At 36.7% G+C, this 25,226-nt stretch carries 31 protein-coding genes, 5 tRNA genes and 1 pseudogene; 36 read left to right on the top strand and 1 reads right to left on the bottom strand.

Annotated elements, in window-relative coordinates:
- The first annotated feature begins 20 nt into the window (after positions 1-20).
- The 7 genes from dnaQ to AC27HL_RS19075 all read left to right on the top strand — a co-directional run bounded on the left by dnaQ (position 21) and on the right by AC27HL_RS19075 (position 2,866).
- Positions 21-755, top strand: coding sequence for a DNA polymerase III subunit epsilon (gene dnaQ, locus AC27HL_RS19045; protein ID WP_487082644.1), 735 nt, complete (start codon positions 21-23; stop codon positions 753-755).
- Positions 743-2,131, top strand: a complete 1,389-nt coding sequence (locus AC27HL_RS19050; protein ID WP_487082645.1) for a TIGR03503 family protein — start codon at positions 743-745, stop codon at positions 2,129-2,131. The genes dnaQ and AC27HL_RS19050 overlap by 13 nt, the downstream gene beginning before the upstream one ends.
- Positions 2,132-2,288: 157 nt before the next feature.
- Positions 2,289-2,365: transfer RNA gene (locus tag AC27HL_RS19055), tRNA-Asp, on the top strand.
- A gap of 49 nt (positions 2,366-2,414) precedes the next feature.
- Positions 2,415-2,491 (top strand) — tRNA-Asp (locus AC27HL_RS19060).
- Positions 2,492-2,541: 50 nt separating this feature from the next.
- Positions 2,542-2,618 (top strand) — tRNA-Asp (locus tag AC27HL_RS19065).
- Between the two features lie 50 nt (positions 2,619-2,668).
- A tRNA-Asp gene (locus tag AC27HL_RS19070) sits at positions 2,669-2,745 on the top strand.
- Between the two features lie 44 nt (positions 2,746-2,789).
- Positions 2,790-2,866, top strand: a tRNA-Asp gene (locus tag AC27HL_RS19075).
- Between the two features lie 216 nt (positions 2,867-3,082).
- On the opposite strand, the pseudogene AC27HL_RS19080 reads toward AC27HL_RS19075, so the two are convergent.
- Positions 3,083-4,049, bottom strand: a pseudogene (locus AC27HL_RS19080) (integron integrase).
- A gap of 248 nt (positions 4,050-4,297) precedes the next feature.
- On the opposite strand from AC27HL_RS19080, the gene AC27HL_RS19085 reads away from it, so the two are divergent.
- From AC27HL_RS19085 to AC27HL_RS19225, 29 genes are all read left to right on the top strand, one after another.
- Entirely contained in the window at positions 4,298-4,669 is a 372-nt protein-coding gene (locus AC27HL_RS19085) for a DUF6334 family protein (protein WP_487082646.1), read from the top strand.
- Between the two features lie 459 nt (positions 4,670-5,128).
- Positions 5,129-5,338, top strand: coding sequence for a DUF7336 domain-containing protein (locus tag AC27HL_RS19090; protein ID WP_487082647.1), 210 nt, complete (start codon positions 5,129-5,131; stop codon positions 5,336-5,338).
- 116 nt (positions 5,339-5,454) lie between these two features.
- A complete protein-coding gene (locus AC27HL_RS19095) occupies positions 5,455-5,994 on the top strand; it encodes a hypothetical protein (protein ID WP_487082648.1) in 540 nt (179 codons plus the stop codon).
- Positions 5,995-6,109: 115 nt separating this feature from the next.
- On the top strand, positions 6,110-6,799 hold the full coding sequence (locus AC27HL_RS19100) for a hypothetical protein (protein ID WP_487082649.1): 690 nt from the start codon (positions 6,110-6,112) through the stop codon (positions 6,797-6,799).
- A gap of 112 nt (positions 6,800-6,911) precedes the next feature.
- Positions 6,912-7,277, top strand: a complete 366-nt coding sequence (locus tag AC27HL_RS19105; protein WP_487081932.1) for a hypothetical protein — start codon at positions 6,912-6,914, stop codon at positions 7,275-7,277.
- A gap of 426 nt (positions 7,278-7,703) precedes the next feature.
- Positions 7,704-8,039: a hypothetical protein gene (locus AC27HL_RS19110; RefSeq protein WP_487082526.1), complete on the top strand. Its 336-nt coding sequence runs from the start codon at positions 7,704-7,706 to the stop codon at positions 8,037-8,039.
- Positions 8,040-8,146: 107 nt separating this feature from the next.
- Entirely contained in the window at positions 8,147-8,473 is a 327-nt protein-coding gene (locus AC27HL_RS19115; RefSeq protein WP_487082650.1) for a hypothetical protein, read from the top strand.
- Positions 8,474-8,583: 110 nt separating this feature from the next.
- Positions 8,584-8,934 carry a VOC family protein gene (locus tag AC27HL_RS19120; protein ID WP_487082671.1) on the top strand — a complete coding sequence of 117 codons (351 nt, stop codon included), beginning with the start codon at positions 8,584-8,586 and terminating at the stop codon, positions 8,932-8,934.
- A gap of 110 nt (positions 8,935-9,044) precedes the next feature.
- Positions 9,045-9,416, top strand: a complete 372-nt coding sequence (locus tag AC27HL_RS19125; RefSeq protein ID WP_487082651.1) for a DoxX-like family protein — start codon at positions 9,045-9,047, stop codon at positions 9,414-9,416.
- 487 nt (positions 9,417-9,903) lie between these two features.
- Complete coding sequence (locus AC27HL_RS19130) at positions 9,904-10,305, top strand: hypothetical protein (protein ID WP_487082652.1); 402 nt, start codon at positions 9,904-9,906, stop codon at positions 10,303-10,305.
- Positions 10,306-10,758: 453 nt separating this feature from the next.
- On the top strand, positions 10,759-12,579 hold the full coding sequence (locus tag AC27HL_RS19135; protein WP_487082653.1) for an AAA family ATPase: 1,821 nt from the start codon (positions 10,759-10,761) through the stop codon (positions 12,577-12,579).
- A gap of 840 nt (positions 12,580-13,419) precedes the next feature.
- Positions 13,420-13,713: a hypothetical protein gene (locus tag AC27HL_RS19140; protein ID WP_487082654.1), complete on the top strand. Its 294-nt coding sequence runs from the start codon at positions 13,420-13,422 to the stop codon at positions 13,711-13,713.
- A 452-nt stretch (positions 13,714-14,165) separates the two neighbouring features.
- Complete coding sequence (locus AC27HL_RS19145; RefSeq protein ID WP_487082655.1) at positions 14,166-14,627, top strand: hypothetical protein; 462 nt, start codon at positions 14,166-14,168, stop codon at positions 14,625-14,627.
- Positions 14,628-14,739: 112 nt separating this feature from the next.
- Positions 14,740-15,054 carry a hypothetical protein gene (locus AC27HL_RS19150; protein WP_487082656.1) on the top strand — a complete coding sequence of 105 codons (315 nt, stop codon included), beginning with the start codon at positions 14,740-14,742 and terminating at the stop codon, positions 15,052-15,054.
- A 469-nt stretch (positions 15,055-15,523) separates the two neighbouring features.
- Positions 15,524-15,823 (top strand): hypothetical protein, encoded by a 300-nt coding sequence (locus AC27HL_RS19155; RefSeq protein ID WP_487082657.1) that lies wholly within the window; start codon positions 15,524-15,526, stop codon positions 15,821-15,823.
- Positions 15,824-15,935: 112 nt separating this feature from the next.
- The gene (locus tag AC27HL_RS19160) at positions 15,936-16,355 is read left to right on the top strand and encodes a hypothetical protein (RefSeq protein WP_487082537.1); all 420 of its coding nucleotides are present in this window, start codon (positions 15,936-15,938) and stop codon (positions 16,353-16,355) included.
- Between the two features lie 622 nt (positions 16,356-16,977).
- A complete protein-coding gene (locus tag AC27HL_RS19165; protein WP_487079834.1) occupies positions 16,978-17,349 on the top strand; it encodes a hypothetical protein in 372 nt (123 codons plus the stop codon).
- 482 nt (positions 17,350-17,831) lie between these two features.
- Positions 17,832-18,179, top strand: coding sequence for a hypothetical protein (locus tag AC27HL_RS19170; protein WP_487082658.1), 348 nt, complete (start codon positions 17,832-17,834; stop codon positions 18,177-18,179).
- A 125-nt stretch (positions 18,180-18,304) separates the two neighbouring features.
- On the top strand, positions 18,305-18,628 hold the full coding sequence (locus AC27HL_RS19175; RefSeq protein ID WP_182716406.1) for a low molecular weight protein tyrosine phosphatase family protein: 324 nt from the start codon (positions 18,305-18,307) through the stop codon (positions 18,626-18,628).
- 574 nt (positions 18,629-19,202) lie between these two features.
- The gene (locus tag AC27HL_RS19180) at positions 19,203-19,562 is read left to right on the top strand and encodes a hypothetical protein (RefSeq protein WP_487082659.1); all 360 of its coding nucleotides are present in this window, start codon (positions 19,203-19,205) and stop codon (positions 19,560-19,562) included.
- A gap of 107 nt (positions 19,563-19,669) precedes the next feature.
- Positions 19,670-20,023: a 2OG-Fe(II) oxygenase gene (locus AC27HL_RS19185; RefSeq protein WP_487082660.1), complete on the top strand. Its 354-nt coding sequence runs from the start codon at positions 19,670-19,672 to the stop codon at positions 20,021-20,023.
- A 466-nt stretch (positions 20,024-20,489) separates the two neighbouring features.
- Entirely contained in the window at positions 20,490-20,678 is a 189-nt protein-coding gene (locus AC27HL_RS19190; protein WP_487082661.1) for a hypothetical protein, read from the top strand.
- Positions 20,679-20,819: 141 nt separating this feature from the next.
- Positions 20,820-21,170, top strand: coding sequence for a tetratricopeptide repeat protein (locus AC27HL_RS19195; protein ID WP_487082662.1), 351 nt, complete (start codon positions 20,820-20,822; stop codon positions 21,168-21,170).
- A gap of 115 nt (positions 21,171-21,285) precedes the next feature.
- Positions 21,286-21,549, top strand: coding sequence for a hypothetical protein (locus AC27HL_RS19200; protein ID WP_487082663.1), 264 nt, complete (start codon positions 21,286-21,288; stop codon positions 21,547-21,549).
- Between the two features lie 771 nt (positions 21,550-22,320).
- On the top strand, positions 22,321-22,725 hold the full coding sequence (locus tag AC27HL_RS19205; RefSeq protein WP_487082664.1) for a hypothetical protein: 405 nt from the start codon (positions 22,321-22,323) through the stop codon (positions 22,723-22,725).
- Positions 22,726-22,844: 119 nt separating this feature from the next.
- Positions 22,845-23,204 (top strand): hypothetical protein, encoded by a 360-nt coding sequence (locus AC27HL_RS19210; RefSeq protein ID WP_487082665.1) that lies wholly within the window; start codon positions 22,845-22,847, stop codon positions 23,202-23,204.
- A gap of 133 nt (positions 23,205-23,337) precedes the next feature.
- Positions 23,338-23,727: a hypothetical protein gene (locus AC27HL_RS19215; protein ID WP_487082666.1), complete on the top strand. Its 390-nt coding sequence runs from the start codon at positions 23,338-23,340 to the stop codon at positions 23,725-23,727.
- Between the two features lie 113 nt (positions 23,728-23,840).
- Positions 23,841-24,446, top strand: coding sequence for a DUF998 domain-containing protein (locus tag AC27HL_RS19220; RefSeq protein WP_487082667.1), 606 nt, complete (start codon positions 23,841-23,843; stop codon positions 24,444-24,446).
- 434 nt (positions 24,447-24,880) lie between these two features.
- Positions 24,881-25,226 (top strand): hypothetical protein (locus AC27HL_RS19225; RefSeq protein ID WP_487082668.1); only part of this gene is annotated, 346 nt, incomplete at its 3' end.

Genomic DNA, 25,226 nt, shown 5'->3' on the forward strand with positions numbered 1-25,226 from the left:
TAATACGTAAGGTACGTAACGTGATTGATGCAAATATACAAGATGAACGACTGATCATACTTGATACCGAAACAACCGGTATCAATTTTCGTGAGGGGCACCGCATTGTAGAAATTGGTTGTGTTGAGATGATCAATCGGCAGTTAACGGGTCGCAATTATCATGTATACATAAAGCCAATGGCTAGTGGTATGCAAATGGTGATGGAGCAAGAGGTTATTGATGTTCACGGCTTAACTGATGAGTTTTTACAAGACAAGCCGGTATTTGAACAAATCGGGCAAGAGTTTGTAGACTTTATTAAAGGTGCTCGCTTAATAATTCACAATGCTAAATTCGATGTCGGCTTTATGGACCATGAGTTTTCAATGGTGCCAGGCCTGCCGATGACGGAAGATATTTGTACCGTTACCGATACACTTAAAGTGTCAAAGGACGAATTTGGCTCGCCGAAAACCTTAGACTACCTAGCGCGATTTTATAAAGTTGACAAGTTAATTGACCGTACTTATCACGGCGCACTCATTGATGCTCAATTGCTAGCGTTTGTTTATATTGAAATGACGCGCAAGCAAGAAACCTTAAACTTGCAATCAGGTGATGGCCAAGGGGCTGATGCTAACGCTATTCGTCGTATTGATAAAAATCGCCCAAAATTAAAGGTTTTACGAGCAACGGCCGATGAACTAACTGAGCATAAAAATAGGTTAGCAGTAGTCAATGACAAAGGGGCCACGCCATTATGGCAGGAATAGTTTGGAATAAAAAAAACTGGGTAACAACAATGAGTATGGCAGCAACCACTGGTTGGACACAAACTAGAGCAATAGTTAAGCCAATGGTTTTTAGTGCTGTGCTATCAAGTGTTTGTTTATTGCCTGCTGTTAGTCAGCAACTTAAGGGAGAAATTGACTATTACGATGGCGACAATATTACCAATCAAATTCCTTACTTTGACAATCGCTTCCGCATTGATGAACAATTAGAAGAAGTTACCTTTTTATTTTATCGCAAAAGTGGCACTCCACCGGTTATATTAGTGCGCCCCGACGGCTCTAAGCTAAAAATTAACAGTGCACCAAAAGATAAAGTGCAATGGTTTGACGATCGTACCTTTGACATGATCAAAATAAAATCGCCTATGGTTGGCCCATGGCAGGTTATTGGCGATGTTGCACCTAACAGTAAAATTATGGTGGTGTCTGAAATAAAGCTGGAAGTTGTACCGCTACCTGAAATTATTTTACAGGGTGAAACGTTAAAAATGGAAGGGCGATTATTTAACGGTGAAATGGCCATTGATAACCCATCGTTTAATGATGTACTGGTGCTTGATGTTGACTTTTTTAGTACCAATAATTCTGCCTATGATAATTTTGGCGCAGAGCCTGTGAGATTAACGTCATTTAGAGATGATGGCAGAGATTTAGATGAACATGCTAACGACAGCTTGTTCACTGGAGAATTTGAATTAGATTTTGCACCAGGTGAGTGGGAGCCGATTTATATTATAAAAATGCCTATGGCAACCAGAGAATTAAGGCAAACACCAGTAATTGTGCAGAAAAACCCTATTACAATTTCTGTTGAAACCACACAAGACGAAAACGGTAGTCATGTTGCTACTTTCGCTATTGATGATAGTTTTGTTGATGCAAATAGTATTCTTATTCAAGGCAAGGTGACATTTCCTGATCGACAAGTTGAGCCTTTTTCAGTGATGGAAGGGCAAGGACTAAGCCGTAGTTATAATATTACTTATACCGAACCTGGCATACACCGTATTAAAATAGGCGTTTTTGGTGAAACAACCACAGGGCGAGAATTTAGAGCCACAGTACCTGAATTTAGTTTTAATGTTGACCGTGTCGGTGGACCGCTTGTTCCAACACTAAATGGCGATGACAGCGAACTTAACCTTGAGCAACAAAATGCTCAAGCAATTGTTGATGCAAAAAAGGCTGCAGCGCAATTGGCAGAGGAGTTGGCACTGGCCAAAGCCCAACAAGAAGCTGAACTTGCTGCAAAACAGCAGGAAACAATCATCTATATTGTGGCTGGAAACGCCATAGTTATTTTAATTGCTGGTATTTTATTTTTATTGTTGCGTCGAAAAAAAGGCAATAAATAGCGTTTTCAGTGCTTGATTTGCTGTTTAAAACGCCGGATTGCTTATCAATTAGTCATATAGGCAAATGAATGGAAAAAACTGGTTGACGGCACTCAATCTTAACCGTATTATTCCCGCCGCATTCAACGAGTTGTGTTGAAAGCAGCGATTAACGTGTGGAGTGGTAGTTCAGTTGGTTAGAATACCGGCCTGTCACGCCGGGGGTCGCGGGTTCGAGTCCCGTCCACTCCGCCAATTAATCCAAAGGTTGTAAATCCTTTCAAAATTTAGCGAAGCAATATGCGGAGTGGTAGTTCAGTTGGTTAGAATACCGGCCTGTCACGCCGGGGGTCGCGGGTTCGAGTCCCGTCCACTCCGCCAATTTGTTTCAAAGGTTATAAATCCTTTCAAAATTTAGCGAAGCAATATGCGGAGTGGTAGTTCAGTTGGTTAGAATACCGGCCTGTCACGCCGGGGGTCGCGGGTTCGAGTCCCGTCCACTCCGCCAACTTGTTTCAAAGGTTGTAAATCCTTTTAAAATTTAGCGAAGCAGTATGCGGAGTGGTAGTTCAGTTGGTTAGAATACCGGCCTGTCACGCCGGGGGTCGCGGGTTCGAGTCCCGTCCACTCCGCCAATTGCCTTCAAAGAAGGAGTTCTTAAACTCAAGAATAAATACGCGGAGTGGTAGTTCAGTTGGTTAGAATACCGGCCTGTCACGCCGGGGGTCGCGGGTTCGAGTCCCGTCCACTCCGCCAATTTATTTCATACCTACAGTTAGCTGCTTATGCCAGTAAATTATAAAAATTCCTGTTAAATTTAATTCAACATCGTTTGTATTTTTTATTAAGCTTTTGTTATTTGTAAAATAAACTAGGCTTAAATATAGTTTTGTTTGTTATAGCAATATTATTAGTTATTGTTAAGCTCAGTATTATTGATTGTTTTTTAGGTGTTTTTCTCTCATCAAGAGTTCACATTAGATCCGACAGAGGGCTAGTTACGCCGTTCGCGCCGCATTCAATAACATGTGTATATATTTGTGTTGTTCTTAAATCACTGTGGCCTAATTGTTCTTGTACTGTACGGATGTCTGCGCCACGTTGTAATAAATGCGTAGCAAATGAATGCCGTAAGGTATGACAAGTTACATGTTTATCAATATTTATATTTTTGGCTGCTTTATTTACAGCTTTTCTTAATAATGTACTGTGAATGTGATGTCGACGAATTTCTCCTGTTTCGGGATCTACGCTAAGTCGCTTTGAAGGAAATAGAAATTGCCACATAATTTGCTTTGGTGCATTTGGGTACTTTCGCTCTAAGGCGTTGGGTAGCCAAACTCCCGCAAACTTTTCATTTTCAATGTCTTTTTTAAAGTATGCGCTTGCAAGTTCAATTTGATTTTGAAGTGGTATTATCAGCTCTTTCGCAAGAGTCACTCGTCGATGTTTACCTCCTTTTCCATTCCATACACAAACGGAATTGAAATCAAAATCAATGTCTTGAATTCTTAGTTTGACAACCTCCATTAACCTAAGCCCGCTGCCATACATTAGCTTGCAATGTAATCCGTATGGATGCTGTATTGCATTTAATAAAGAGCGCGTTTCATTATGCGTTAATACGGTAGGTAATTTGGGTGACACTGTACTCTTATTAAATGTTAGTTCCAGTGTTAACGGCTTTTCCAATATGTGCTGGTATAAAAATACGAGTGCATTTAGGGCGACAGCTTGGGTTTTAGGGGCAACATTAAGTACACAAGCTAAATAAGTAAGAAAATTCTCAACTTCCTTGTTATGAAACAGCTTTGGATGTTGCTTATTATGATAATTAATATACGCTTATTATCCAATAAACATAAGTCTCTATAGTTCTTTTTGCATAGCGTTTTACCCGCATTTTGTCTGATATATGTGCAAGAAATAAAGAAGACATAAATAACCATTTATTTTATTATGACTACTGTTTATTTATACAGTTTAGCTTGTTTCCTTCTTTCTGCAAAAGAAAGTGTGCATTTTTCCTACTTTCACGCATGTAAAACCTGATTTTTATGTTTAGTCATTGATTCTTTGTTAGAAAAGAATTAGCGTAAGTGTATATTTTAACAAGGTGAATTTGTAGGGACTTGCATGAAAGTGAGAAATTTTCCTACTAATAAGCTGTTATAACTCTCGGAGGTTATGGTGAAATTATCTAGTATTGTGAATTCATGTGAAAAGTTGAAACATGCACAATCATATAGTTTCAAGGAGCTTCCAAATGAAATTGCTGCAATCAAAATGGAGTTCGAAACATTTAATTGTTTTATTCGTGTAGTTGAAGACTCAGATGAAATTGAATTATCTAGCAGTATTAAGCTTAAAGAAGTAATGGAGACTGATAATCCTCTATTTTTCAGCAAGTGTTATGGCTTAAAGTTATGCTGGGCTTGGGGTATGGTTAATAACCAAGGTTATTCTGATGCCTTAAAGTTTGAATTTGAAAATAGCAAAATAGTTGAGCTTGTTGTAAATGGATCATCGATATCACAGTATGGTGTAATCGAGTTATAACAAGCCACTCAAGCAGGACAAAAAACAGTTGGTTTTGCTCCTGCGTCGCTAATTTTAACCAACTATTTTTTGCCTGTTAACAGGGCGTTATGTGTTTCTATAGTTTGGAGTCGATTATTTTTTACCGTAGCTATATTAATTCGAGCAAATGTCCTAGATGTGGGTTGCAAATAAATGAAAGGGAAAGTAAATGCCCTCATTGTTCTAATTTGTCTGATTTGGAAGCTCGAAAGTTAAAACCAGAGCTAAAAGCTATCAATAATAAATTAGGTAAAACGTTTATATATCTTTTTATACTGGTTGTTATTTTAATGTTGTTAACTTTAGTTTAAAAAACACATAACAAGCCACTCAAGCAGGACAAATAACAGTTGGTTTTGTTCGCTTCGCTCTCTATTATAACCAACTATCATTTGCCTCTTAGTGGGGCGTTATGTGTATTAATGGAGGCGCTCACAAATGGATGTAGTTTATATTCTCTGGCATAGCTATGAAGATGATGAGCATGAAGACTCTAAGTTTATTGGTGTTTATTCCAGTCAAGAATCCGCTGAATCAGCGAAACAACGTGTAGCAAAACAACCAGGATTTAGTAATTACCCAGACGGTTTCATCATTGATAAATATGAAATTAATCAAGATAATTGGACTGAAGGGTTTTGTGTGTAAATACACATAACAAGCTGTTCAAGCGGGACAAATAACAGTTGGCTGTTTCGCTCCGCTCACATTATAGCCAACTACAATTTGCCCCTTAACAGGGCGTTAGTTTGCAAGGAAGCACCGTGCACATCGAATACATGAGAGATAAAAGTCAGGGTATGCCGCAAATCGAAAAACCTGAAGCGGTTCTTTCAATGACGATCTGGCATTGTAATTTTGAGTCGCTTATTCAACTACGTGATTGCGTTAATTTAGAGCAATTATCTATTGCAACTTTACCTGAGAATAACTTCAATTTCCTTAGCAAGTGTTTAAAATTAAAGTTTCTATCAATTGTCCATTTACCTGATATTACAACTCTCGAAAGCTTTCCTGTTCTAGACCAGCTTGAAACAGTCTCTCTTGAAACATTACCCAGTTGGGATTCATCAGGCAAAAAGACAATAGTTGATTCATTACACCCTTTATCAAAACTCGCTAATTTAAAATACTTAGAACTATTTGGTGTAGTGCCAAAAGACGTATCGTTTGACTCGCTTACTGTTTTTGGTGGTTTGCAAAGTGCACGATTTTCTAAATACCCTAAAAAGATCACAAATGCATTTTACAAGCACTTTAAGGTAAGCGATGATTGGGCTCCTGAGTTTAAAATTGCAAACTAACAAGGCGTTTAAACGGACAAAAAACAGTTGGCTGTTTCACTCCGTTCACAATTTTAACCAACAATTTTTTGCCGCTTAACGTGGCGTTATAAGCCAATGCAGGTTTTGGAGTATCATGGAAGAAAATAAGTTTTTTAAATTAGTTTGGCGCTTCAATGGACTAGTTATTTCAGTTGCAGGTGTACTTGCAGTAGGTGTTCTATTATTTGTTGCATTTCAACTTTTTCAGGATGTAACTAGAGAAAGAACTACTAGAAATATTGTAAATATTGAAGAAAATGCTGAAATAAAAGAAAACTGGAGATTCGGGCAACTAACTAAAATAAATGATGGAAAGGTACTAATGATTCCACTTTATTCTGACCAATCATTCGATCGTGCTTATTTCAGTAAATCGTCAAACTCGACAAGAAACCATTTATTTATTAACACCGAAACGTCTCAAAAAACGTGGTTGTTTGATCATACTAATTACTTAATAGAACGTAGTGATAAATTGAGAAAAGGGGATTTCAATTCCAAAGAACCTATTCTTGCTATCTTATATCAACTTGTTCAACTGGATTCAGATAATGATAATCGTTTATCTGTTGGTGATTTAACAACAATAGCTATTACCAAGCCAGATGGCTCGGGCTATAAAGAGTTAATAAAAGAAGTTGAATCTATCGTGGATCATACTCTGTTAAATAACACGGAATTATTTTTGGTTTATCAAAAGTCAGGTTTGTCTTATTCAGCAATATTAAACTTGAATAGCTTCGAGTTAACTAAAACGGATAAACTACCAAAAGTTGGCTTATAACAAGCTGTTCAAGCGGGACAAATAGCAGTTGGCTGTTTCGCTCCGCTCACATTATAGCCAACTACAATTTGCCCCTTAACAGGGCGTTATATAAAACAAGGAGGTTTGGTGCATGCATAAAGTTTTAGGGCGATTAGCACTTCTCTTAATTGTTATCGCTTTTGTGTTTGGTTATTTCGAACATCAAAGTATAGTTAATGCTTCTTTATCACTTGATGAGATATTTGAGCAGCGCTACTTATTAGAGCTAAAAATCGGCATATTTTTATTATTTCCTTGTTCTTATTGGTCATATCATTGGTTCATAACTTTCAAAAATTGGCCAAAAGATCAACGTACTGTTCTATTTGGTAAAACAGTAAAGTACGGCAATAGTTTAATACTAAGGTTCTTACTCGGTTCATTTGCTATTTTCGGTACTTTAGGTCCTTGTTTACTTTCATTCTATATGGCGAGTGTATTTAAAAGTTTTATATAACAAGGCAATCAAACGGAAAATTTACAGTTGGCTGTTTTTCGTTCCTCAAACATTTTAGCCAACTATAATTTTCCGCTTATTGCGGCGTTATATGCTTCAAAGAATTACGTTTTAGAGCAAAAGATTTTTACGTAGTGTTTTTCGCTAAAAATGTTTAGTGTATGCACTAATAAACTTTGTTATTTATACCTTTTTCAAAGGTAACAAAGTTATTAATTTAGTTCGGCCAGTTGTGCTTAACGCTCAAAAGTTCACGGTTGGTCGTTTTATAACGGGTGCCTTTAAATTCGTGTAGTGTTTGTTTTAAATTGCGCTGCATATAACAAGCAATTCAAGCGGGACTTTTTAAAGTTTGCCTGGTTCCGCTGCGCTACACATTTTGGCAAACTATAAAAAGCCCCTTAATATGGGCGTTAGGCATACAGGATGAGTAATCGCAATTGGGTCTGCTTTAATTGCAGAATCACAAATAGGAAATCATCGAGGTTTACAGGTGATGCTATCTGTTCCGAGTGTGGCGGCCAACTTAAAAACATTGGTTATAAAATTCCTGTTCCCCCGAAGAGTAAGCCCAAAGAGTGGGCGAAACTTCAGGAAAGTCTTGCATCTCAAGCTAGAGAACTTGAACGAGTCAATTTTAAAGTTAAGGTTCAAAAACGTCACGAGCTTGAACAAGAGTTAGTAAAACTAAAATCTCTACCGCTTAATGTTGGTAGGCAAAGTTTAATAAAGCAGCTTGAGAAACGGTTAAAGTATGCCTAACAAGTCGCTCAAGAGGGAAAATTTACAGTTGGCTATTTTCACTCCGTTCAACATTTTAGCCAACTTATAAATTTCCCCTTAGCGGGGCGTTATATGCCAAAATCGACATGAAGCTTTCATATCAAATATTGATGTTTCTTACCTTACTAAGCGTAACTATTTTCTCTGCGTTCTATTTGGGTTATATCCCAAAAATGGAATCAGGTATAGGAAATGGTGGTTCATTTCTCGCTGCACTATTTTTGGTGTTTGGGGTACTTGGAGTTTTAACTACAACAATTTTAGGCACATTCGCTTTTGCAATCGCATTTGTTTTTGATGACAAGCTACCTAACACTAAAGCATACTATTGGGGTATACCATTATTCTTCTGCATACCAGGGTATAGTGTTTGTTTATTTATACTTTACAATTGGTTAGGTATTGGCATATAACAAGCCAATCAAGCGGGACTGCTAAAGCTTGGCTCAGTTTCGCTTCGCTACACATTTTAGCCAAGCATTATCAGCCCCTTATTGGGGCGTTAGTTGCCAAGGAGAGTAACGTGCAAGTTGATGATATCAGAGTGTTCATTCCAAGTAAGGATTACGAAGTCAGTAAATCATTTTACCAAGCACTTGGTTTCAACATGGATTATGTATCAGACGATCTCACATTATTCGAGAACGGTGATTGCTTTTTCTTTTTGCAGCGATTCTATAATCAAGAGTTAGCAAATAACCTAGTGCTTCAATTATCAGTTGTAGATATTAACGAAGCGTATGACAAAATATCTGGCTTAGAGGGGTTTGAGTATAAATATAATCCAATTCAAGAAGAGCGTTGGGGGAAAGTGATTTTTCTATGGGGACCTTCAGGTGAACTCTGGCAGGTAACAGAGTTTATTGGCAACTAACAAGTCACTCAAAAGGACAAATAACAGTTGGTTTTTGCTCCTTCGTCGCTTATTTTAACCAACTATTATTTGCCTCTTAGTGAGGCGTTATACATACAAGGAAGTGTTAGGTGCCATCTGATCAAATTGCACGATACATTATTGGATTTAGTTGGCTTTACCACGGTATTTTTCCTAAATTATTACATATTGATCCATTGGAAAAGGCAATGACTGCTAGTCTAGGTTTTTCTAACGAAATATCTTATTTAATTACTAAGGCAGCAGGCATCGGCGAGCTGGTTTTTGGTTTAATATTTATCGTGTTTTATAAAAATCGTACTGTTGTAGTGTTAAATATTGCAGGCCTAATAGGGTTACTAACCTTTGTTGCTATTTTACAACCTCAGCTTTTGGTGGGGGCTTTTAATCCGGTAACAACTAACATTCCACTCATTGGTTTAAGCTTTATATTATTAAGTAAATTACAAACTCGACAGTAGTGTAAATTGTATGTATAACAAGCTGTTCAAGCGGGACTGCTAAAGTTTGGCTCGGTTTCGCTTCGCTCCACATTTTAGCCAAACATTATCAGCCCCTTAACAGGGCGTTATGTGTTTTTAAATAAATGGCTATTAAGTTTTGTGTTGGTTTCTACTTTTTAGCTCAAAATACGTTTTTTAATGTAGTGTGTAATTCTCGCCAGTTCAGGTTAGGCTTTCTCACTAATAAGCTTTGCAGCTTTACCTTTTTCAAAGGTAGCAAAGCTATTATTTTCGGTTTTACCGATAGTGTGTGGCTTCAAATAGTTCGTTTATTGCCACAGGCAACGGTGCAAAACAGTAATGGCTTGGTGTTCAAGTAAACACATAACAAGTTACTCAAAAGGACAAAAAACAGTTGGCTTTTTGCTCCTTCGTCGCTATTTTAGCCAACAATTTTTTGCCTCTTAGTAAGGCGTTATGCGTCTCGAGAAAATGGAGTTTCTAATTGACCTCTGAATTCAAATCTAAATTTTGGTCAAACTTAAAAGTCACGTTTAAATTCGTTGGAATTGTGCTACTTGGATTAATCATAAAAATAACAATCGATGAACTCCAAGAAGGTGAAATTGAAGATCCAACCGCACCTTTAGTGTTGTTAACTTTTATACCAACACTTTTAATTGGTGTTTTCGCTTATACAAAATTAAAACTATCAAACTTAAATAAATACCTTTGCTCACTTGTTTTCGCATTTGCTATTTCATTTTCTGTGTTAGTACTTTATTTTATTGCAGTAGCTCTTGGTTCAACTGAAATAAATATAAGGTTGGCTAAATTTTTTACAATATTAATTTTTGCGTGTACGACGTTGCTATATCTTCAATTACCATGGCAAAAAGACGCATAACAAGCTGTTCAAGCGGGACAAATAACAGTTGGCTGGTTCCGCTCCGCTTCACATTTTAGCCAACTACAATTTGCCCCTTAACAGGGCGTTATATGCTTCAAAGAATTACGCATTAGAGCAAGAGATTTTTTACGTAGAGTTTTTCGCTAAAACTGTTTAGTGTATGCACTAATAAACTTTGTTATTGATACCTTTTTCAAAGGCAACAAAGTTATTAATTTAGTTCGGCCAGTTTTGCTTAACGCTCAAAAGTTCACGGTTGGTCGTTTTATAACGGGTGCCTTTAAATTCGTGTAGTGTTTGTTTTAAATTGCGCTGCATATAACAAGCAATTCAAGCGGGACTTTTTAAAGTTTGCCTGGTTTCGCTGCGCTACACATTTTGGCAAACTATAAAAAGCCCCTTAATATGGGCGTTAAAGGGCTTTAGCCGACTTCGAATAAGGATGTTCAAATGAGATTACATGAGCTACACGTAAATAACTTCAGAAAACTAAAAAATTGTTGTATTAAATTCAGAGATACAACATTCCTCATAGGTCCAAATAATGCAGGTAAATCCAGTGTTTTCGCAGCGTTAAGTCACCTACATAAAAACTCAAACCTTGATAGAGAAGACTATTCTAAAGAATACAATGAAGAAGAAGAAAGTTACTCCTATGAAAGTGAAGTAGAAGTTATAGCTGAATACCAGAATGTACCAGCTGAAGCTAACAACTGGCTTGGTTTTAAAGGTCGTATTATTACATCAGCAGAACAGCTTGAAGGAGAAACAGGGAACTCAATTATATATAAGAAGGTTTGGTCTTTAACCCAAAGTAAACCCAAAATATTCATGAAGGAACACCCTAGAACAAGAAGTCCTCGATACGCAGAATGTAGAAAAGTCTCAGATCTAATTGGTGAAGATTATTCTGAGGACTTTTTAAAAGAACATTTTGGTGAAAGTAACTTTGAAAAAACACTTGCTGTTGCAGCAACTAAATCAAAATTTTCTGATTTGGCTGAATGCTGGGATATACAAATCGATGAAGAGGCTACTTGGGTAGAGAACCCTGGTGGGATTCCTGGAAATGTTTTATCTAAATTACCAAGAATTGTTGTGATTCCAGCCGAATCCTGTATCTCTGAATTAACTAGTTCAGGTGGCGCATTATTTTCCTTATTAGGTGATCTTTTTGAGCAAGTAAGAACTGGCTCTGAAAATTATACACAGGCTCAACATTTTCTTAATAATCTTGCTTCTGAATTAAACCCGAATGATGCCACTACTGATTTTGGTCAATTGATTACAGATCTTAATGGTATGGTTGATAACCTTTTTCCAGATTCTTCTGTACATGTAAACGCAACACTAGATGTTCCAGATAAATCTATAAAACCACAATTTAATGTTGAATTGAAAAGCAATGTAAAAACTGCGGTTAACTATCAAGGTCACGGAATGATCAGAGCAACAGCTTTTCAGCTCTTGAGGTTTGTTCAAGATTTTATAAATCGGGCAACTGAAAATCCACGAGCTACAATATTTTGTTTTGAAGAGCCTGAGATCTTTTTACACCCAGCTGCTGCAAATCAAATGAGGGATTCCTTATATGATCTTGCTGGTCCTAGGTGTCAAATTGTAGCAACGACGCATTCACCTTATATGGTAAACCTTGGCTCTGAAAAGAGCGTTAGCCTAACAAAATTCAGTTTAACTGATACTAATTTTTCTACCTCAAATTCATTTAATTTAGAAGAGGCTTTTCTAACCCTTCAAGATGATGAGAAGCAAAACTTAAAAATGCTTTTGAAAGTAGATGATTATATATCGCGAATGTTCTTTACTAAAAAGTGCATTTTTGTTGAAGGTGACACTGAAGAAGTTGTTGTTAGAGAAACAATAAAAAGGTTATCTGCTGAGGACAAGGCTAAAGTGGTTGGAAATTGTGAGTTTTTACGCGCTAGAGGTAAGGCAGTATTAATATCCATTGCTAAGTATTTAAATGCCTTAGATGTAGATTACATTTTTATGCATGACCGTGACGCTGGCACAGAAAGAGCTGCAGCAATGAATGCTCCTATCCTAGCTCAAACGGGCGAAGCACGAAGAGTGATGATTGAAGAATGCATAGAAGATTTATTAGGGTATGCAGCTCCAAGTAATGAGAAACCCTACAAAGCTCATCTTCATATTGAAGAAAATTGGGGTGACGAGTTTGATGATTTACCAAATGATTGGAAATCTACATTTATTACTCTTTGTAGCCCATATTTGGATCACCTAAGGTAGCCCTTTAACAAGTTGCTTAAACGGACAAAAAACAGCTGGCTTTTGCTCGTTCCTCGCTAATTTTAGCCAGCTATTTTATTGCCGCTTAGCAAAGCGTTATATGCTTTAAAGAATGACGTGTTAGAGCAAGAGATTTTTTACGTAGTGTTTTTCGCTAAAACTGTTTAGTGTATGCACTAATAAACTTTGTAATTTATACCTTTTTCAAAGGTAACAAAGTTATTAATTTAGTTCGGCCTGTTGTGTTAACGCTCAAAAGTTCACGGTTGGTCGTTTTATAACGGGTGCCTTTAAATTCGTGTAGTGTTTGTTTTTACTGGCGCTGCATATAACAAGCAATTCAAGCGGGACTTTTTACAGTTTGCCTAGTTTCGCTGCGCTACACATTTTGGCAAACTATTAAAAAGCCCCTTAATATGGGCGTTATGCGTCAGCCGCGAATTCGGTTAAATTTATTGTTTTCGGTTGGCACTTTACAAAGGAGAGGGTGCTTGTTGCCGATTCTTTATCTTGGTAACGTGTGTGCTAAGTTTTCTGTTTCAGCTTTTGGCTAAACAGTTTTTCGCCAAGTTAGGTTTGGTAGCAAAAGTTACTTTATTTAAGTGGCTCAAAATTCATGGTTTGGTGTGTCGCGCTGCGTAGGCGTTCTTGTTATTTATGGTCGGGCTGCCACGAAATCTTATATAAATGGCGCTGTTTGTGGTAATCACAACCAGCGCATAACAAGGCGCTCAATGGGACGTTTAAAGTTTGGCTCGTTTCGCTGCGCTCACAATTTTAGCCAAACTATAAACGCCCGTTAGCTTGACGTTATAAGTAATCAAAGCATGGGAGTCATGGATGAGTTTTAAAGCTTTCTCAATTAAACGTTTTTTAGTTATATCTTTAATATTTAATTTACCTCCAATATTGGCTATAACAAAAATTGGATTGTTATTTTTGCCTTTAATGTTCTGGGCAAATATCCCTGTTTTGTGGACAGGTGTTGCAAAAGCAATGGGTGAGACACACTTCAAAATTGAAGAGTTTGGTGCCTTACCTCAATCGGTAACAGGATATACAGTTGTAGTATTATTTTGGCTTTTGTTGGCAGGCTTGATTACCGTAGTAACAAGTAAAGCAAAGTCAGAGTAAATTACTTATAACAAGCTGTTCAAGCGGGACAAATAACAGTTGGCCGGTTCCGCTCCGCTTCACATTTTAGCCAACTACAATTTGCCCCTTAACAGGGCGTTATATGCTTCAAAGAATTACGTCTTAGAGCAAGAGATTTTTACGTAGTGTTTTTCGCTAAAAGTGTTTAGTGTATGCACTAATAAACTTTGTTTTTTAAACCTTTTTCAAAGGCAACAAAGTTATTAATTTAGTTCAGCCGTTGTGGTTAACGCTCAAAAGTTCACGGCTGGTTGTTTTATCACGGGTGCCTTTAAATTCGTGTAGTGCTTGTTTTAAATTGCGCTGCATATAACAAGCAATTCAAGCGGGACTTTTTAAAGTTTGCCTAGTTTCGCTGCGCTACACATTTTGGCAAACTATAAAAAGCCCCTTAATATGGGCGTTAGGCATATACAGATTGGAGTGTTGATATGGATGTAAGCCCAAAACTAGAATTTTATAAAATAACGGCCGAGCTTTTATCAAAAGCATTATTTCCAATCGTGCTCCTGATTGTTGTTTTCAAATTTTCACCGACGATTGATAGCCTGATAAGTAGAATTGCAGAAGCTGAAATCGCAGGGACTAAATTTACAATTGTAAAACAACAGCTCGATGTTGTAACTCAGTTGAAACTAGATATAAAAGGAAAGGACTCAAAAGCAGCAGAACAAATTCTGTCTAATTATCAAAAGAAACTCGCAGGGGATGTTATTCGCGCTTACTGGAAGCCGGATGGAACTACTATAAACAAAGGAAATGAATTGAAAATTAGGCTTTGGATGAAACAGAACAATATTGATAGTCTGTCAATCACCATGTTCATGCGTGCAGATACTTATGAATCAGCACGTCTTAAAGCGATAGCTGGACTTGGGTTACTAAGTCAGTGATAAAAATGCCTAACAAGCACTTTAAACGGAACAAAAACAGTTGGTTAGGTTCCGCTTCGCTACACATTTTAACCAACTGTTTTTGTCCGCTTAAGTGGGCGTTATGTGCCTTATGAAATATGCCCACAATGCTTTATCAATTATCTTAGCCTGGTACTTACTATCAGTTTGCTTTTTTGTTTCGTTTTTTTCAGGTGCGGAGTTACCTGAGGTAAGTAGTAATTTTCATTATTTAATTGTTATCCCGTATTTGGGGGTTGGAGCATTAATATGGTCAATTTTTACAGGTATTGGTGTGATTGTGTTGGTGTTGGGTATTTACTTTAGCTTTTTATATGTTCAACGAGATAACAATTTAATACTAGTGTGGCATTTGTTAGTTGGTATTGTAGGTGGCTTTGTGTTTAAACTAGTCTCAGGCACATAACAAGCTGTTCAAGCGGGACAAATAACAGTTGGCTTTTGCTCGTTCCTCGCTTATTTTAGCCAACTACAATTTGCCCCTTAACAGGGCGTTATGTTGCTGTATAGATATGATCGATGACTTTGAGCGGGAGCTTACATCCAAATGCAAAAAATGTGGTTTAGAATATAAAACATTGGAGTGTATTTGCCCTCATTGTGCCGGTAAAACCAACGCTCAAATAATCAGGGATTTGCACATACCTCATTCTAAGCAACAAGAAGAAAACGCTAGCTTAGGACGACAATTTATTTATATAGTTATAATTATTGCCTGTCTTTTATTGGCAACAATTTAACTATGTGCGTAATCGCAACATAACAAGCTAATCAAGTGGGACTTTTAACAGTTGGCTTTATCTCACTTCGTTCGTTATTTTAGCCAACAATTAAAAGCCCCTTATTAGGGCGTTATAAGCCAATGAGATTTCGGCATGAATGAAAAGCCTTGGGTAAAAATCAATAGTGAAACTTATGTTGATTGTGTTGTTGGAAATGAAGCTGGTTTAATTGCTTTAAAGTCTTCTATTGATCAAGCGTTAAATGATAAAAGCTCAAATGTAGCAGAGTTGCTTAAAGCTGATTTTAATTCAGTGGTGCTAACCGATGATAACTGGGATGAAACCGAAGCAACAGAAGTTCCATGGTGGCAAGCTTTAATATTTAAAGCTTTATTCGGGTTATGGATAGTGCTTCTGCCAACGTACGCACTTTATAAATTAATAATTGAGTAGTTGGCTTATAACAAGTCATTCAAAAGGACAAAAAACAGTTGGCTTTTGCTCCTTCGTCGCTAATTTTAGCCAACTATTTTGTTGCCTCTTAATGAGGCGTTAGGTAGCACGAATGATCGTCAAGCATATTATCGAAGATTTAGAGTCAGTATTCGAATCACTTCCAATATCTAAAGAGTTTGATGTTGCTTTCGCTAGCTATACAGATGATGGCTCAGGAAATATTGATTTCTGTACTTTTGAAGCATTTCATTGGGATGACGATGAAGAGTTTTTCCTCGTACCGAGTGGGTGTGGAAAGCACTATTCATTAGATGTAAACAAATTTAATGCAGAGAGCTTTTTAATTGCTTTAAAGAGTGCAATTAATGATGAAATATCTGATTATTGTGCCTATGCAAGAGCTCGTATTAAAATTGCTAAAGATGGCTCGGTTGCTTCTTTAAACTCTCCTTTATGGGGGACGGGCTATCACGAACAAGAGCGGTTGTTATATTTTTATCACGGTAAGCAACCAGAAAGCGCTACCTAACAAGCAATTCAAGCGGGACTTTTTACAGTTTGCCTAGTTTCGCTGCGCTACACATTTTGGCAAACTATAAAAAGCCCCTTAATTGGGCGTTATATGCTTTAAAGAATTGCGTATTAGAGCAAGATACTTTTTACGTAGTGTTTTTCGCTAAAACTGTTTAGTGTATGCACTAATAAACTTTGCTTTTTAATCCTTTTTCTAAGGTAACAAAGTTATTAATTTAGCTCAGCCAGTTGTGCTAACGCTCAAAAATTCACGGTTGGTTGTTTTATAACAGGTGCCTTTAAATTCGTGTGGTGTTTGTTTTAAATTGCGCTGCATATAACAAGCAATTCAAGCGGGACTTTTTAAAGTTTGCCTAGTTTCGCTGCGCTACACATTTTGGCAAACTATAAAAAGCCCCTTAATATGGGCGTTATATGCTTTAAAGAATTGCGTATTAGAGCAAAAGATTTTTACGTAGTGTTTTTCGCTAAAACTGTTTAGTGTATGCACTAATAAACTTTGTTATTTATACCTTTTTCAAAGGCAACAAAGTTATTAATTTAGTTCGGCCAGTTGTGCTTAACGCTCAAAAGTTCACGGTTGGTCGTTTTATAACGGGTGCCTTTAAGTTCTAGCAGTGTTTGTTTTACTGGCGCTGCATATAACAAGCAATTCAAGCGGGACTTTTTACAGTTTGCCTGGTTTCGCTGCGCTACACATTTTGGCAAACGATAAAAAGCCCCTTAATTGGGCGTTATGTGTTTCTCTAGGCTTTGTTATGAAAAATATATTTTTAACATGCTATGACTACGGTACTGGTGGCGTTTGGAGGTGTTTTTTTGCCAAATCTGCACAGGAAATCATCGATAAATATCCAGAATTATCTGTGGTAGATACAATTCCTGACTGGATGGAAAAGGATAGGATTGTTACGCTTAATGAGCAGGCAGTCGATATAAATGAGGGTGACGATGAATTTCTTAATTCAATAATAGCAGGAAGAAAATAAGTACAGTATATCAAACACATAACAAGTTACTCAAAAGGACAAATAACAGTTGGTTTTTGCTCCTTCGTCGCTTATTTTAACCAACTGTTATTTGCCTCTTAGTAAGGCGTTAGCTTTATTGGAGACTTTGGCTATTAAATGGAAGTATAAATTGCTTAAAGGTAGCCCTTTATTGAAGGCGCTCATTTGGCAGCAATTAAATAAAAGGCAACTTCAATCACTAATAAAAAGGTTTGCTACACGAGAAGCTAAATTAATTCGCCAAGGTCACGCTAGTTTTTTTATTTGGCGTTCTCGACGTATTTCAGTAGTTCATATTTATGAAAAACGCTATGGCGATGTACCTCAATTATTTAAAAAACGTTGTATGCCTAAATTAAAGTCATATTATATAAATAACGGTGTTTATACTTGGCCTAGTACAAAATAGGGGTAGGTGTAAAAATAAAGCTAACAAGGCAATCAAGCGGGACTGCTAAAGCTTGGCTCAGTTTCGCTGCGCTACACATTTTAGCCAAGCATTATCAGCCCCTTATTGGGGCGTTATATGCATAATTGTATTCATCAGAAATATTCAATGGATTGTTTTCCAATTATCATTTTTAATAAGTATTAACTTACTTAATCAGGGATGCATGATGAAAGAGTATAAACGTACAATATATATTTCATCCGGTTTAATTATCGGCTCGATCATTGGGTTACTTTTAGATATCTATCAAATAGATTTGTTTGGGGCTGTTGGGCTAGGAGTTGTATATACCCCAATAATAGGTTTGTTCCTAGGTGTTGTTGTAGGTGGCTTTCTAACTAAAAAATCTAGCACTTAGTAAAAAGCATATAACAAGCTGTTCAAGCGGGACAAATAACAGTTGGCTGGTTCCGCTCCGCTACACATTTTAGCCAACTACAATTTGCCCCTTAACAGGGCGTTATATGCCAAGAAAGGAATCGTGTGAATCTACTATTTGTTTGCTCCGAAAATAGATTAAGAAGCCCAACAGGTGAAGAAGTATTCTCTCAATATGATGGAATTAACTCTATTGGTTGTGGCACTAACTCAGACGCTGAAACACCTCTTAGTGGTGATCTAGTTGAATGGGCAGATATAATCTTCGTAATGGAAAAGTCACATCGCAATAAAACCTCTAAAAAGTTTAAAGACTTACTTAAAGGTAAAAAACTTGTGTGCCTAGATATTCCCGATAACTACGATAGAATGCAACCTGAGCTAGTAAAAATACTAAAAAACAGAGTGTTAAAGCATATTCGCATATAGGCATATAACAAGCTGTTCAAGGCGGGACTGCTAACAGTTTGCTCGGTTTCGCTTCGCTACACATTTTAGCAAACAATTATCAGCCCCTTAACAGGGCGTTAGGTGTACAACATTGTTCGAGTCAGGTTTTCGAAAGCTCCATACCTATATGACATTACTTAGTATTGCAGTCATAAATTTTTGGTTCATGATTGCTGTTTTTATTATTGGAGTAGCACTCGACGTAGATAAAATTTTAGTAAATCCGATATTCTACGTTCCTTTTATTATTTGGCTTTGTTTTGCGTCAATTGCTTTCACTCTGGTTGCTTTTATTAAGTGTCACAATTGTAATAAACGTCTAGCAGTTACTACTAAAAGTGATCATAAGGTAAAGAATAAACATTGGGTTTTATGGTTTATGAAAGAGTTACCACCTCAAATTAAATGCGAACATTGTGGTGTTTTATACCAAGGTACACCTAACAAGTCATTAAAGCAGGACAAATAACAGTTGGCTTTTGCTCCTGCGTCGCTTATTTTAGCCAACATATTATTTGCCTCTTAACGAGGCGTTATGTTTCTTCGGAGTCCTATGAAAATATACACATTGGTAGCTCTAGCTATTTTTTCTTCAGTTAGTTTTACAGCAGGATTTTTTCTTGGTCAAGAAACATATTATGATGAAAAATCGTTAGAGCTAATGAAATCAGGCTATACACAATATTTTAATGATTCTCATGAATTAATAGAGTTTACTCATAACATCACATTGGTTACGCTTCTCGTTGGTTGCCAAAAAGAAGACTGTACTGAATTAGTTGAAGATTTCTATAAACCTGAACTTCTTAAAACAATTCAAAGGTATGAAAATGGTGAGTTTAATAACTTTCAAAGGGTAATGTTTAAAAGTGATATTGAAAAAGCGAAAAAGCTCATCAGCAATGAAACATAACAAGGCGCTCAACAGGACAAATAACAGTTGGTTTTTGCTCCTGCGTCGCTATTTTAACCAACTGTTATTTGCCCATTAGCGTGGCGTTAGGTGTTTCGAGAGTCTGTATGTCTTTTCTGAGTAAATTATTCCGTTGGGAACGAGGCAGGCAAAAATCGGGTTACGATAAGATGCTACTTTGCGGAGCAATGTGGCCTATAAAATTTGATACTTATTTGCTTAAATTCCCTGAAGGAAGTGAAATATCTCCGCATACGGATAAAGTTGTATCAGGTAAACATTATCGCTTAAATATCGTATTAAAAAACGCAGATAAAGGCGGTGAGTTTATTTGTTCTAATCCGATTTACGAAACAAAACGGATTAAACTTTTTCGTCCTGATGTTAGCGAACATCAAGTTTCAAAAATTGTAAAAGGTAACAGGTATATACTTAGTATTGGTTGGGTAAAAAACACCTAACAAGAAAATCAACAAGGACAAAAAAACAGTTGGCTTTTTGTTCACTACGTTCACTTATTTTAGCCAACAATTTTTTGCCTGTTATTTGGGCGTTATATGCTTTAAAGAATTACGTATTAGAGCAAGATACTTTTTACGTAGTGTTTTTCGCTAAAAATGTTTAGTGTATGCACTAATAAACTTTGTTGTTATTCCTTTTTCAAAGGTAACAAAGTTATTAATTTAGTTCGGCCAGCTGTGCTTAACGCTCAAAAATTCACCGTTGGTTGTTTTATAACGGGTGCCTTTAAATTCGTGTAGTGTTTGTTTTAAATTGCGCTGCATATAACAAGCAATTCAAGCGGGACTTTTTAAAGTTTGCCTGGTTTCGCTGCGCTACACATTTTGGCAAACTATAAAAAGCCCCTTAATTGGGCGTTATATGCCATGAAGATTATGGTGTTTATTTTTATGTAAGGATGCAAAATTGGAACAGATAGTTCTAGAGTTTAAAAAGCAAAAACGGTTTTGGTATCCAGAAGTAGATGTTTCAAAACTTAACGATCGTATCTTTGAGTTAAAAAATGAAGGTTGGAGAGTTATTTCTATTACACCCAATAGTAATTGGCTCGGTGTTGTTAAGTCTTATAGTATCCTCTTGCAAAGTGATTCATAAACTATAGTGCAATTGGCATATAACAAGCCAATCAAGCGGGACTAAAAACAGTTTGCTCGGTTTCGCTTCGCTACACATTTTAGCAAACAATTTTTAGCCCCTTATTGGGGCGTTATGTGTCAGGTGAATATGTTCTCTGTTGTGAGCAGATTAAAAGGATTAATTTCAAGCTCCTTTGAAGAAGAGGTTAGCGATCAAGATATTCGAGAGCACCTTAAAAGTAATGCTCAAAAAGGAGATTTAGACTGTCAATGTGATTATGCCATTGTATGTCTTGATGGTTTTGGCGGTCCGGTAAACCTCGGTCATGCAGAATACTGGTTAAATCTGGCTGCAAATAAAGGCCATAGCAATGCACAGTATTTTCTCGGCTATTGTTATTTTGAAGGCGAGTATCTTGATAAAGATGCTGAAAAAGGTAATTTCTGGCTAACTATTGCAGCATCAAATGGTCATAAAGAAGCTCAGAAGTATGTTGATACAGACACATAACAAGCTGTTCAAGCGGGACAAATTACAGTTGGCTGGTTCCGCTTCGCTTCACATTTTAGCCAACTAAAATTTGCCCCTTAACAGGGCGTTATGTTGCTCATGGAAAAATTAAACATTGGATAAGTTTGAAATATCTCTTGATATCATTTCTCGTGATGGCCCATTTGAAGAGTTTAAACAGGACGCATCAATTGTGACAATTGAGCTATCGTCAGGAGAAACAATATCAAATGTATTTTTACTATACCCTAATAAAATTTTAGCAATTAAAGGTTATTCTAAATTACCATTTAAATTAAGTAATATTGCTAGGGTCTATCAAAGCGCTCAGGATCTTAAAACTAGGTCATCAAGTAATTGGCAATGGTTTGGCAACTAGCAACATAACAAGCCAATCAAGTGGGACTGCTAAAGCATGGCTCGGTTTCGCTTCGCTACACAAGTTTAGCCATGCATTATCAGCCCCTTATTGGGGCGTTATATGCTTTAAAGAATTACGTATTAGAGCAGGAGATTTTTATGTAGTGTTTTTCGCTAAAAATGTTTGGCGTATGCACTAATAAACTTTGTTTTTTAATCCTTTTTCAAAGGCAACAAAGTTATTAATTTAGTTCGGCCAGTTGTGTTAACGCTCAAAAGTTCACTGTTGGTCGTTTTATAACGGGTGCCTTTAAATTCGTGTAGCGTTTGTTCTTACTGGCGCTGCATATAACAAGCAATTCAAGCGGGACTTTTTAAAGTTTGCCTAGTTTCGCTGCGCTACACATTTTGGCAAACTATAAAAAGCCCCTTAATATGGGCGTTATATGCTTCAAAGAATTACGCATTAGAGCAAGAGATTTTTTACGTAGAGTTTTTCGCTAAAACTGTTTAGTGTATGCACTAATAAACTTTGTTATTGATACCTTTTTCAAAGGCAACAAAGTTATTAATTTAGTTCGGCCAGTTTTGCTTAACGCTCAAAAGTTCACGGTTGGTCGTTTTATAACGGGTGCCTTTAAATTCGTGTAGTGTTTGTTTTAAATTGCGCTGCATATAACAAGCAATTCAAGCGGGACTTTTTAAAGTTTGCCTGGTTTCGCTGCGCTACACATTTTGGCAAACTATAAAAAGCCCCTTAATATGGGCGTTAGAGGTATAGGGAGTTTTGGTGCCAAAAGTAGATCATCGTGATGAGCAAATTAAAGGTCTTGATAGATATATTCCAAGTAAGATTTCTAAATCATTATTAGTTCTGCTTACCTCTAATTTACTATTAGCTTTTTATGTATTTTTTAACCCTAAAGACCAAATAATTAAATCTATATTTGGTAAAGTCAGTACAGATGATCCTGTTAAGTTTCTTCTGTTTACTTTGGTTTTAATTGCATTTGGTTTAATTATTGAACTTGCGATTATTGTTAATCACTCTAAACAAAGTAGAGTTACTCATTATTCGCTAGTACATCCAAGTATGTCATTTAAAATGCTATGGGCAAATGCAACAACTAAACATTATTTGTTGCTTTTAGGTGTGTTTGTTGTTGGTTTGCTTTTAGGAGCTAAATACCTCTAACAAGCTGTTCAAGCGGGACAAATTACAGTTGGCTGGTTCCGCTTCGCTTCACATTTTAGCCAACTACAATTTGCCCCTTAACAGGGCGTTAGGTGTATCTCTGGCTTTGGAGCTGACAATTGAGAAAATGGATTATTTTAACACTGGTCGTAATTTCAATAGTTGTATACCAATATACTCAACCCAGAGTGTTTTTCCTTATGTTCGAGTCTTCTGATCAAATAGAATTTCAGAAGTTAATAGTTTTAGAGGGGGAAACGGAACTTGAATATATATTTCCTGAACAGTGTTCAGAGCTTTTTAAAGAGTGTTCAATAAAAGTTAGAGTATTGGAACAAGCCGGTTTACTGAACCTAAAAGTTGTATATAAAGACGGAAAGACTTTATCTGCTTCAAATGTAGAATATTATGTCGGAGAAGCTAATTATATTAGTACCTCTCTTGGAAAGTTAGGCTGGGTCAGAGCCCATTGGCAATAATGGTATCATACACCTAACAAGCTAATTAACAGGACAAATAACAGTTGGTTTTTGCTCCTGCGTCGCTTATTTTAACCAACTATTATTTGCCCATTATTAGGGCGTTATGTGTTTCTAGAGGATGTATTAACTTATGGATAGAGTAGAAAGGCCGTTCCCATTATTAATTGTTGTTGCTTTATATTTTATATTTGGCCTTAGTGCTGTTGCTAGCGTTTTTTCTTCAAAACCAACTGACTTGGTGAGTATTGCTTTTTTGTTTATATCTTATGGTTTGCTTACCAAGAAAGCTTGGGCATTAATCGGACTTAAAGTAATAGTATCAATTCAAATTCTAGCGTTGGCTTTTATGCTTTTAATGCAGTTACTTCCAGGCGACGGTGGTAGCGCACAAATAGGATTGGGCAGCTTCGAGTTTACGATATCTCCATTTCTGTTCAATATCATATTTCTTGCTTATGTTGGGTTTCAGTCGTACGTTGCCTTTTCAAAAGAAACAATGGTATATATAACAAACACATAACAAGCTGTTCAAGCGGGACAAATAACAGTTGGCTGGTTCCGCTCCGCTTCACATTTTAGCCAACTACAATTTGCCCCTTAACAGGGCGTTAGTTTACAAAAAGGATTTTGGTGGTGTTTGAAAGTATTGCGATCTACTCAGGATTAATTGCAACAATTTGGATTTTTATTGGTGTTTATGTAGCAAGTCTATTTTATGCTGGTTACAGCCATTCTAAACAATTCTGTAGTGAACTAGGCGCAAGTGGTAGTCCAACTGAAAAACTATCCCCCTTAATTAACAATTATCCACTCGGCTTTCTATTTTGTTTTTTCGGTTGGTATTTGATGCAGCTGTCAAATGTTTCAATCTTAGTTAATGTTGCTGGTTTGTTAGTTATCGTTCACGGTATTGGTACATGGGTAGCAGGTTACTTCCCAATGGATGCTGATCCATTTACGAAGAATCCTACTTTTAATTGTAAGATGCATTCTTGGGCAGGTTTCATCATGCTGCTTTCGCTAGTTGTAGCTCCAATATTAATTGCTATTAGTCCCACAACTGAAACTATCACTCTAAATTTTCGTGTTTTTTCAGTTGTTTCTGTTATCGCTGCTGTTTATTATCTGTTTGCTATGGCTAAAGCTGTTAAGTCTCAAAGTAACCCTGGTATCCATCAACGCATTTCTTATGGCTTTCAGTTACTTTGGTTAAGTGTTTTCTCTTTAGTCTTGGTGTAATTGTAAACTAACAAGCTGTTCAAGCGGGACAAAATACAGTTGGCTGTTTTCGTTCCTCAACATTTTAGCCAACTAAATTTTGCCCCTTAACAGGGCGTTATATGCTTCAAAGAATTACGTCTTAGAGCAAGAGATTTTTACGTAGTGTTTTTCGCTAAAAGTGTTTAGTGTATGCACTAATAAACTTTGTTGTTATTCCTTTTTCAATGGCAACAAAGTTATTAATTTAGTTCGGCCAGTTGTGCTTAACGCTCAAAAATTCACGGTTGGTCGTTTTATAACGGGTGCCTTTAAAATTCGTGTAGCGCTTGTTTTTACTGGCGCTGCATATAACAAGCAATTCAAGCGGGACTTTTTACAGTTTGCCTAGTTTCGCTGCGCTTCACATTTTGGCAAACTATAAAAAGCCCCTTAATTGGGCGTTAGGCATTTACATGAAATTTCTACTCACAGTGCTAATTTTTATAAATTCTAATTTAGTGTTAGCTTGTGCCCCCAATCCAATACCTTTTAACTTATTGGTAATGGTTGATGGAGAAATGGTCGAGAGAAACGATCTTCTTACCAAAGAATTTATAAAAGAATATAATACAGTTTTAAAGGATTGTACCCTCGGGAAATGGGTTTTATCCGTAATAGTTTATGAAGATAAATTTTTGATCTCTCCTGATGCTATTGGTCAGGAAGAATGCATGGCTAAGGCTGCTACAGAAATATTACAGAGAATTGAGGAGCGTAGACCTACTATATCATTACCCTCTATAACTACAGAACCACTGC

Source organism: Colwellia aquaemaris (assembly GCF_057548755.1).